Below are 375 nucleotides of genomic sequence, written 5' to 3' on the forward strand. Positions count from 1 at the left end.
TCGGGTTGAAATCTCCATTATTAACGTGACCTTGTTGAATTTTCTGATTCAGTGCAGGAGCATTTAGAATGCCACCAAGGCCCGCTATATTGAAAGAACCTCCATGTTGAACTGCCGATGATTTAATACCTCCTATAAAGATTGGAAACATTATACCCCCCCTAGTGGTAACTACCATTCATAGCTGGATAATCTGTAACATCGGGATCATAAATTGGATTGTGAGTAATCAAGGTATTACGGTCACCGTTGTTTAGTGTACCAATTTGATTTTTTATATTGCTTGAAGGATTTATGATAAAGGTAGTACCGATATTGACTGCAGAAGAAGCAGTCACGGAATTAACCTTAAATACACCAATACTAATATTCATA

Annotated in this window: 1 protein-coding gene; it reads right to left on the reverse strand. The window is 37.1% G+C overall.

From position 1 onward, the window contains the following. Window positions 1–161: 161 nt before the first annotated feature. Window positions 162–375 (reverse strand): spore germination protein (locus JN080_RS29300; protein WP_256239385.1); only part of this gene is annotated, 214 nt, incomplete at its 5' end.

Source organism: Bacillus sp. EB600, from assembly GCF_024494385.1.
GTDB lineage: Bacteria > Bacillota > Bacilli > Bacillales > Cytobacillaceae > JAEVLT01.